A 9545-nucleotide genomic window follows, 5' to 3' on the forward strand; every position below is an offset into this window, starting at 1 on the left:
GGTCGCAGTAATGCGGCCCTGCTTCGTATTGCCGGCAACATTCCAACCATGTTGCCGACACGGATATCTACACCCTTTTATCATCCAAAAAAACAAACGTTATGAAAGTACTTTCCCACATCAGGAAAAGACAAATTCCACCCGGTATACGAAAATTCGCATACCTCTTGTTACTGTTTATTAATTGCGTGTACTCGTCTACGTTATATGCACAGCAAAGTGTAAACATACATGGCCGCGTTACTTCTCAAAATGGAGAACCATTACCCGGCGCAAACGTACTGGTAAAAGGCTCCAGCAAAGGAGCCGCCACCGCTGTTGATGGTACCTTCTCCCTCGCCGTGCCTCCTAATTCCATTCTGCGCATTACCTACACCGGATTTCTTACCAAAGAAGTAGAAATCGGCACCACCGATATGCCACACATGAATATTCAACTCAACGCCAACAAAGGAGAACTGAATGAAGTGGTGGTAGTAGGATATGGCACACAGAAAAGATCCGATCTCACGGGATCTATCACCTCTATCAATGCACAAGCGCTGAAAGATGTTCCCTCCGCCAATCTTAGCCAGGCCTTAAAAGGACAGGGAGCTGGTATCGACATACAAAAAAATGGAGGCAACAGTAAACCCGGCGCTAAACCCACTATCCTGATACGTGGCAGCCGCTCCATTAAAGCCACCAACTCCCCACTGTTCGTAGTAGACGGAATTCCTTTCAACGGCGATATCAATGATATCAACCCAGACGATGTGAGCTCCATACAGGTACTTAAAGATGCGTCTGCCACTGCTATCTACGGCTCACGCGGCGCAAACGGCGTAATCATCGTGACCACTAAACATGGCAGCGCAAATGGTACCACCATTACCTATGGCGGTTACGCCGGCTTCGTAAAACCTTCCGGCAAATATGATCTGATGAATTCCCAACAGTATGCTGGCCTGAAAAAATGGGCGCTTTACAATGCAGACAATGTAAAGTACAGCAGTCCCGATGATCCTAAAATCATGCTGGATGGATTCGATGCCATCGAGAGAGATGGACTTGCCAAAGGCCGTAGTACCGACTGGCAGGATCTCGTTTATCGTACAGGTCTGCAAACCAACCACCAGATTGGTATTTCAGGCGGTAATGAACGGACGCAATACAGCATGTCCGGCGGTTATTACAAAGAAACCGGCGTATATCCCGGTCAGTCATTTGAAAGATTCACCGCCAGAATCAGCGTGGATCATCAAATCAATAAGACGTTCAAAGTGGGTTTGAGTTCGCTCAATAACTTCTCCACTACTATCGGTGAAAATGCCAACCCAATGGGACAAGTATTACGCGCCAGCCCGATGGCGCCGGCATTCGACAGCACCGGAGCGGTACTGAATGATTTTGTAGCCGGTAGCGCTGCGCAGATATGGAACCCGTTAGCCAATTTCCTCCCCGGCGCAGTCGTGGAAAGAAGAAAAAGAACCGGCACTTTCACTACCGCTTACCTGGACGTTAATATCATACCAGGACTCAAATACAGACTGAATGCAGGCGCAGAAGTAAAAAATGATAATTACGGTAACTTCTACGCGAACAAAACCTCTAACAACTTAGGCGGATTAAACACCAGCGAAACCAACTACAGTCAGAACACCAGCTTCACCGTAGAAAACCTGCTGTACTACGATAAATCCATTCGCAAGCATCGTTTTAATTTCACAGGATTGTATAGCGTGCAAGAATCCAATACACGCAATACGAAATACACCAACAATAACTTGTTGTACGACAACCTGGAATTCGCTAATCCACAATATGGATCAAACCTTTCCGGTAGCGGGTCCGATCCGAAATGGGATATCATTTCCTATATGGGCCGACTCTTCTACAGTTTCGACGACCGGTATCTCCTTACACTCACCATGCGTTCCGATGGTAGCTCCAGACTCGCTCCAGGCAACCAGTTCAAAGGTTTCCCTTCTGCGGCTGTCAGCTGGAATATCAGCCAGGAACCCTGGGCCAGGAATTCGTCATCTGTCTCCAACCTGAAACTGCGTATGAGCTATGGACGTACAGGAAATACCGCCATAGATCCTTACCAGACAATGGGTTCGCTTACAGCTATCAACTATAACTTCGGTAGTACCAATATCACCGGCGCTTATCTGAATGCCGCTCCCAATATGAACCTGCAATGGGAATATACCACCACTTCCAATGTGGGCCTCGATTTCGGCTTCCTCAACAACAGAATTACCGGTAGCGTAGACGCTTATATTCAACAGACAAGCAATCTGCTGTTACCGCAGAAACTCCCTGGCACCAACGGTTTACCAGGAAACGTACTCGTAAATGTGGGCAAAACGGAGAATCGTGGCGTAGAGTTACACGTAGCAACCGTCAACGTACAATCCAAGACAGCCAACGGTTTCAACTGGACAACAGATCTGAACTGGTTCCTCAATCGCGGTAAAATCACGCAGTTGTATAACGGTATCCAACAAGATATTGCGAACGGTTGGTTCGTCGGCCAACCAATTGGCGTATACTACGACTATCAACGAATTGGCATCTGGCAGGATACTAAACTTGATTCCGCTACTGCCCTGGCTTACAAACAAAAAGTAACAGGTCCTACTTCTGTAATTGGGAATATTCGTATTCGCGATGTAAATGGAGACAGCACTTTCAGCGCCGCCGATAAAACCATCATCGGTAGTGCACAACCCAAATGGGAAGGCGGTATGACCAACCGTTTCAGTTACAAGGGCCTGGACTTTACCGTAGTGGTGTTCGCAAGAATTGGAGGATTACTCAACAGTAAACTATATGGCGGCGGATATGCCAATACTTTCCAGGGGAACTATAACAACCTGAATGTACACTACTGGACGCCTGGCAGTGGAGAGAATTATTATCCAAAACCGAATAACTCTTCCACACAAACACAATACAATTCCACATTGGGTTACATCGATGGTAGCTTCCTGAAAATAAGAAGTCTCAGTCTGGGTTACAATGTGCCGCAGTCATTTGTACAACGACTGAAAGCAAAATCGCTGCGCATATATGCTACTGCGCAGGACCCATTCATCCTGTTTTCTGAGTACAGAAACAAATACCATGGCGTAGACCCTGAGTCTGCCGGCAATATCAATGCTGATACCCCTGGTACCTGGTCCATGATTTTCGGTGTAAACCTCACTTTATAATTTTTAAAGAGATCGTTATGAAGAAAATATTTCTCTTCACTTGCATACTCGCTACAGTATTGCTCTTCAGCGGATGCAAAAAGATGTTAGTAGAACAACCGCACGGCGTATTAACACCTGATTTTTATAAATCCACCCAAGGATTGAATGCAGCACTGACTGCTTCTTATGCCGGTACGCGCACTATCTGGGGTTGCGAAGATTATTTTTCGCTCACCACTCCAGCTACAGATGAGTTCATGCGTGGCAATGATGGTAATTCTGATATGTTTCTTTTAGCGCCTTCCTACCAGGCTACTGATGGCAAAGGCAATTCGCTCTGGAATAACTGTTATACCTATATCAATACTTGTAATGCTGTGATTCAGTTTGCGCCGGATGTAACAGGCATCAGCGACGATCTGAAGAAAAGAATGGTAGCAGAAGCAAAATTCCTTCGCGCTAATTATTACTTCGTACTGGTGCAGCTTTGGGGCGACGTAACGTTGAATACAAAATTCAATTCAACACCCTCTACTTCCGCCAAACGCGATCCAATGGCAGATGTGTATAATACAATCATTCAGGATTTGAAAGATGCCATTGCGGACCTGCCTTTGAGTCCGCGTACTAAAGGCGTTGATCCGGGAAGAGCTACAGCAGTAGCGGCCAAACATGTACTGGCAAAGGTTTTCCTTACACGTGCAGGCGGCAAAGCCAAACAAGGTACCGACTACCACGACGCCTATACGATGGCCATGGATGTGATCAATAATGCCGGCGCATCAGGGGTTTCTTTGTTACCGGATTTCGCGTCTGTATTTGCCGAAGGAAATGAAGGCAGCAACGAAGTATTATGGGCGGTACAGCATACGTCCAGTCTGGCTTACAACGGATCTCCTAATCAGGATAACCGGACGCCGGATAATATGCTGGTGCATCTGTTTGTGCCACAGTATGAAAAAGTAGACGGTATGCAACGCGATATTGCAGATGGTCGCCCGTACATCCGTACTATTCCTACATTATGGCTGATTGATACCATTTTCAAAGAGCGCGTGAATGATACCCGTTACTACAAAACTTTCCAAACGGTATGGTATTGCAACAATGCCAGCAGCATTCCGAAATGGCCGAATCCATTGCCTGCAGGGGCGCCTGCAGGAGCGGTAGCAGGCGGGCCGAAATTTAAATTGGGAGACACGGCCATCTATCTGCCGCAGGGGCCACGAACCGCAGCGCAGATTGCAGCAGCTCCTTATACGTTGATTCCTTCAACACAATATAATCCCCGGATGGGTCCTGCGTTAAGTAAGTATGTAGACACGAAGCGCTCCGACATGAACGCGCCTTCTATTCGTCCGGTGATTGCATACCGGCTCGCAGAAACCTACCTGATTGCAGCAGAAGCCCTGATGATGGACGGACGTATAACCGATGCCGTGCCTTATGTGAATGCAGTGCGTGAAAGGGCGGCTTATCCTAGCGGCAACAAAGCGTTGATGGATATCACCGCAGCCGATCTCACCCTGAATTTCATCCTGGATGAGCGTTCAAGAGAGTTGGCAGGTGAAAATGTACGCTGGCTGGACCTTGTGCGCACAGGGCAACTGGAAGTACGTATCAAGCAGCATACGCCTGATTGCAGGGCCAATTTTCAGAGTCCGAAAAATTTACTGCGACCCATTCCGCAGGATCAGATCAACGCTGTGTCTACAGGACCGGCATATGGTCAGAATACCGGTTGGTTATAGTATATAAAGAGACAGCCTTCACTCGCGAGTGAAGGCTGTCTCCCTAAAAATAAACAATACTATTATCCTGCGAGATTGCCAGTCATACTAAAGATAATGACGCCTAATACCACAAGGGTCAGGATCACATACAAATAATCCTTCTCCAGGAGGAAAGCGACTGCGGAAAATGCTACCCGCAAAATAGGTGTGGCAATCAGACACACAACGCCCAACTGGATGATTTCCATACCATGAATGCCGCGTACGCCATGGATAATTCCGGTGAAGCTGTCCAATCCGGCTCTCACCCCGGTAAACTCTCTATAGGACGGCATTTCCGCCCCATGACGATACAAATAAATGATGCCGCCCACCAATACCAGGATACTGGAGAGAATCACACCAAAACGCAATTGCTTGCCAATAAGTTGCTGAATATCTCTGTCAGCCCAGTAATTTTTAGATAAATAACGCTTCATGTTCACTACAGTTTTCCGGTGTAACCATTATAAATCATCTGTACGGCCAGGAATGTGATGACTACGCTAAAGACTAAACGAAGTCCTTTCACATTTGCTTTCACTAGCAGTCTTGAGCCGCCGAAAGCCCCCAGCAGCACGCCTATTACCACCGGTAAACAGAGACCCGGAGAAATATATCCCCTTTGCAGATAAACCACGGCGCTGGCAGCAGCTGTTACGCCAATCATGAAATTGCTGGTGGTGGTAGACACTTTAAAAGGAATGCGCATGATATTATCCATGGCCAATACTTTCAATGCGCCACTGCCAATACCCAGTAATCCGCTCATTACGCCGGCAAACATCATCATGAAATAACCGCCGGGAACATGTCTGACAGTGTAATTCACCGGACCGGCAGGCGTAGGATAAGAGCTGTTCAGTCGCAGTTTGCGGGCCAGTTCACTCTTATCGTCGTCTGTGCTATGATCTTTTTTGGGTCTGAAAGACATGATGGCAGAGAAGATCAGCACACAGCCGAAAATAATAGCCACAACATTGGTGGGCATATACACGGCAATCAAAGCACCAATAACGGCCCCCGTAGTGGTGGCGATTTCCAGGAACATTCCTAGTCGGATGTTGGTGATACCTTCCTTTACATAAGCGGAAGCAGAACCAGAAGATGTAGCAATAGCGGCAATAAGAGCGGTACCGATAGCATAACGGATATCAGTATGGAAGCCCAGGGTTAATAATGGAATAATGACAACACCGCCCCCAAGGCCGGTAAGCGATCCCAGCATGCCAGCAAGGAAAGCCCCCACCAGCAGGATCAGCGTGAATAATAAAATCGTCATAAGAATGGTTTGGTTGGTTCTACGGTATTACAGGTATAATAAAACCGGATTTTAATCCGATTGTTACAAAAGTAAGTAGAATATGATTCTCGCAATCCGATAATCTATAAGTAACTTGCAGCCTGTTAATTAACGGAATATGATAATAAAAGTAGGTGAATTCAACCTCCTGAGGGTAAATAAGAAAGCAGATTTTGGTGTGTATCTGGAAGGTGTAGATCAGGAAATCCTGCTACCAACGCGGTTTGTACCTGCCGGTACCAAAGTAGGTGATGAGCTGAAAGTGTTTATTTACCATGATTCTGAAAATCGCCTGATCGCTACTACCCAAAAGCCTTATGGCATCGTGGGAGATATTGTGAACCTCAAGGCGGTAAGTACCACCAATCAGGGCGCATTCCTTGATTGGGGCCTGATGAAAGATATTTTTGTGCCTGCATCCCAGCAGATTTCCAAAATGGTACCCGGACAAGAATACCTGGTGAAAATCTATCTGGATGAGATGACAGGAAGAGTGGCTGCTACAGAGCGTATAGAAGGAACCCTCTCCAATGAGCAGATCGAACTGAAAGAAAAAGATCCGGTGGATCTGATCATCTATCGTCGTACACAGATTGGATATGTAGTGATTGTCAACAATCAGCATCTGGGAATGCTGCATTTCAGCGACATATTCCGTACGGTGGATATTGGGGATAAACTGAAAGGATTTGTCCGTCAGGTGAAGGGCGACAAGATAGATGTGGCCCTCGGTCAGCCAGGCTACAAGCGTGTAGAAGATGAAGGAGAGAAGATAATGCGCCTCTTACAGGAAAATAACGGTTATCTGCCTTACCATGACAAGTCCACACCCGAAGAAATCCAGGAATTTTTCGGCATGAGCAAGAAGACTTTCAAGATGACTACCGGTAATCTGTATAAACAAAAGAAGATAATATTCACACAAACAGGGATTAAAGCAGTAGAAGAATAAAAAAAATTAGCGCATGAGTTTGCATTCATAACACAATAGTGTTATCTTTAAATTATTACTATCCTAACCATCACTTTATGAAAAAACTAGCAATCATTGCCGCAGCCCTCGGCATTCTCATTGCGTTGAGCGCATTTATTGCGGGATCAAACTCATTAGTTGATATTAAAACCTTCTTCCGGCTGGGACTGGGAGGTATTGCGCTGATGTTGTTCTCCAGCGTCTATTTTCTTATTTCTTCTTTCCTTACTTCCAAGTTTCTTATCCGTCAGCGCCTGCTTGAAGTCGAGTAACTCTTCAGGGGAGGGAACAGGGTCCATTAGTTCGCCTGGTTTTATTTTCAGTGCGTCTGCGATAGACCAAATTAAGTCAAACCCTGGCTTACGGATAGCATACAGAATTTTATTAATATAAGCATCTGCAACCTCTGCTTCAAAAGCGACATGCTTTTGAAGCAGGTTTTGTTCCCGCATTTTTTTATCCAAATTACAGAGAAAATGATAGAGTCTTTCTTCGTGATTTATCATGCAGGTAAATTACATCGCACTAGTATTAAGCTATTAATACTATAATACTAGCACAATTGTACTATCTTCATAAAATGCTTATATTCACGGAAAAAGGTATGAAAAACGACGAAAAATTAAATGTCATTATTTCAAAATTCTTATCTGAATTAAAGGAATTGGAGCAAAATGCAGTTTCTATGATCACTATAACACTGACCATTGATGCCGAGTATTTTCCGAAGGCAGGTTTTACGGAGCAACTAGTGGTAGATGGCGAGGTGAGGCGGATTAACGAACAACAAGGGACCCGACCTTTTTCTTATTACGTAACCTGTTATGAAAAATCATGATATCATCTATCCCGGATCAAAATAACCCTCTGATGAATCAGTATAGAAAATTGATTATCAACCCTATAGTTAACACCGAAACTATAATTCAATTCCCTCTAACAGCACATTTACTTCAACATCTAACGCTTTTGCCAGAATGAGTACTGTACTTAAGCTAGGCTCGCTACGCCCATTTTCCAGGCGCGTCATATAGCTTGGCTCCAGGTCTGCTTCAAAAGCAACGTCTACCTGAGTCAGATTCTTTTCCTTCCTTATCTTTTTAAGGTTGGCTCCGAACTGTTTCGCTATATTTTCATTTCTCTCCGCCATGCCTGAAATATACCCAGTGCGCGCACGGCGACACGAGTAAAGCAGTACTAGTAATTAGGTGCTAGATATGTAAGTAGCTTTAGTTCAGTAAGATCGAAGGGGAATCAGAATGCAAAAAAGATTAACACTTTTTTCAATGGGTTACAAAATTGAGTACAAAGATACCAATAAAAAAGCAGTCGCACGGTGGCGACTGCTTACCCTGGGTTTTCTAAATAGATATATCTTGACTGATTATCTGAACAGATGTACCACCAGGCCTATTTCCAGGGCACCACTGGTGTAATTCTTCAATCCTGCTGTCTGAGTGGTATACATAACCTGGAAACCGGCAATCGACTTGTAATTTAAACCAGCCCCTACCGTAAAATTCTTGCTCGTATGATACATACCAAAAACATTCAGGTATTTTTGAAGGAAGACGACATTCGCTCCGATATCCACCAGGTTATCATAGCCCCGAACTCCTCTGAAACATACCTTAGGCTCTATATATGGCACTGCGTCACTTAATTCAATCTTATAAGAAGCCGCCGCATATACCGTAGTCATGTCTACTGTCTTATTCTCATCCTTACGTAAGTAATTCATGATATTAGGAACAGCAGCTTGTAACGTCAGGTTATGATTCGTATATGCCATACCGTAGTCTACCTCGAAATAATTGTCTCTACGGTTGAACCCTCCGATAGTAGGGTCATTCGTCTCCCCAATGATGGCCGATTTATCCAAACGTTCTGCATTAATGCCCAGCGACAAACCAAAATGCAGCATATCTTTTCCGGAAGCATTCAATGGAAGATGATAGGCATAAGTAAGGGCCACCTTTGTCCGGTTGATCAACCCGGCTTTATCATTGAATACATTCAGGCCGGCTCCTACTCTGTTGCCTACATAATAATCTGCCGTTCCGGCCTTGGTTACCGGAGATCCAGGCACATCGCTCCATTGTCCGCGGTAGGATAAGTTGATATGTAATCCGGTATCAATACCGGCAAAAGCCGGATTGGCCAGGTATTGATTTTGAAAATATTGACTAGCCAAAGGTTGCAGTGGCGCTGTTCCCTTAGACCAATCCTGTCCATAAGCATTGTACAGTTGGCATACAGTAAATACTATACTGATGACCACAAATCGGATGAATTGAATATTCCGCATCGGTTAA

General features: G+C 45.1%; 9 protein-coding genes. 4 read left to right on the forward strand and 5 right to left on the reverse strand.

Annotated features, from left to right (window positions below; all coding sequences use genetic code 11):
• Positions 1-101 precede the first annotated feature (101 nt).
• Complete coding sequence (locus CLV59_RS25430; protein ID WP_111594923.1) at positions 102-3200, forward strand: SusC/RagA family TonB-linked outer membrane protein; 3099 nt, start codon at positions 102-104, stop codon at positions 3198-3200.
• Between the two features lie 17 nt (positions 3201-3217).
• A complete protein-coding gene (locus tag CLV59_RS25435) occupies positions 3218-4933 on the forward strand; it encodes a RagB/SusD family nutrient uptake outer membrane protein (RefSeq protein ID WP_111594924.1) in 1716 nt (571 codons plus the stop codon).
• Between the two features lie 62 nt (positions 4934-4995).
• On the opposite strand, the gene CLV59_RS25440 is transcribed toward CLV59_RS25435, so the two are convergent.
• Entirely contained in the window at positions 4996-5394 is a 399-nt protein-coding gene (locus CLV59_RS25440; RefSeq protein ID WP_111594925.1) for a DUF1634 domain-containing protein, read from the reverse strand.
• 5 nt (positions 5395-5399) lie between these two features.
• Positions 5400-6236: a sulfite exporter TauE/SafE family protein gene (locus CLV59_RS25445; RefSeq protein WP_111594926.1), complete on the reverse strand. Its 837-nt coding sequence runs from the start codon at positions 6234-6236 to the stop codon at positions 5400-5402.
• Positions 6237-6375: 139 nt separating this feature from the next.
• On the opposite strand from CLV59_RS25445, the gene CLV59_RS25450 reads away from it, so the two are divergent.
• On the forward strand, positions 6376-7209 hold the full coding sequence (locus tag CLV59_RS25450) for a CvfB family protein (protein ID WP_245950954.1): 834 nt from the start codon (positions 6376-6378) through the stop codon (positions 7207-7209).
• A gap of 155 nt (positions 7210-7364) precedes the next feature.
• Here CLV59_RS25450 and CLV59_RS25455 read toward each other — a convergent pair whose 3' ends face one another.
• Complete coding sequence (locus CLV59_RS25455) at positions 7365-7736, reverse strand: helix-turn-helix domain-containing protein (protein WP_111594927.1); 372 nt, start codon at positions 7734-7736, stop codon at positions 7365-7367.
• A gap of 98 nt (positions 7737-7834) precedes the next feature.
• On the opposite strand from CLV59_RS25455, the gene CLV59_RS25460 reads away from it, so the two are divergent.
• The gene (locus CLV59_RS25460; RefSeq protein ID WP_146616317.1) at positions 7835-8068 is read left to right on the forward strand and encodes a hypothetical protein; all 234 of its coding nucleotides are present in this window, start codon (positions 7835-7837) and stop codon (positions 8066-8068) included.
• A gap of 81 nt (positions 8069-8149) precedes the next feature.
• Here CLV59_RS25460 and CLV59_RS25465 read toward each other — a convergent pair whose 3' ends face one another.
• Positions 8150-8380, reverse strand: a complete 231-nt coding sequence (locus CLV59_RS25465; RefSeq protein WP_111594929.1) for a helix-turn-helix domain-containing protein — start codon at positions 8378-8380, stop codon at positions 8150-8152.
• Positions 8381-8614: 234 nt separating this feature from the next.
• Positions 8615-9538 (reverse strand): PorP/SprF family type IX secretion system membrane protein, encoded by a 924-nt coding sequence (locus tag CLV59_RS25470; RefSeq protein ID WP_111594930.1) that lies wholly within the window; start codon positions 9536-9538, stop codon positions 8615-8617.
• Positions 9539-9545: the final 7 nt, after the last annotated feature.

Origin of the sequence: Chitinophaga dinghuensis, from assembly GCF_003259435.1 — a bacterium.
In the GTDB taxonomy this organism is placed as follows: Bacteria; Bacteroidota; Bacteroidia; order Chitinophagales; family Chitinophagaceae; genus Chitinophaga; species Chitinophaga dinghuensis.

Coding starts and splice junctions, on each gene's coding strand:
- CLV59_RS25430 (WP_111594923.1), top strand. CDS start 102: ATGAAAGTACTTTCCCACATCAGGAAAAGACAAATTCCACCCGGTATA.
- CLV59_RS25435 (WP_111594924.1), top strand. CDS start 3,218: ATGAAGAAAATATTTCTCTTCACTTGCATACTCGCTACAGTATTGCTC.
- CLV59_RS25440 (WP_111594925.1), bottom strand. CDS start 5,394: ATGAAGCGTTATTTATCTAAAAATTACTGGGCTGACAGAGATATTCAG.
- CLV59_RS25445 (WP_111594926.1), bottom strand. CDS start 6,236: ATGACGATTTTATTATTCACGCTGATCCTGCTGGTGGGGGCTTTCCTT.
- CLV59_RS25450 (WP_245950954.1), top strand. CDS start 6,376: ATGATAATAAAAGTAGGTGAATTCAACCTCCTGAGGGTAAATAAGAAA.
- CLV59_RS25455 (WP_111594927.1), bottom strand. CDS start 7,736: ATGATAAATCACGAAGAAAGACTCTATCATTTTCTCTGTAATTTGGAT.
- CLV59_RS25460 (WP_146616317.1), top strand. CDS start 7,835: ATGAAAAACGACGAAAAATTAAATGTCATTATTTCAAAATTCTTATCT.
- CLV59_RS25465 (WP_111594929.1), bottom strand. CDS start 8,380: ATGGCGGAGAGAAATGAAAATATAGCGAAACAGTTCGGAGCCAACCTT.
- CLV59_RS25470 (WP_111594930.1), bottom strand. CDS start 9,538: ATGCGGAATATTCAATTCATCCGATTTGTGGTCATCAGTATAGTATTT.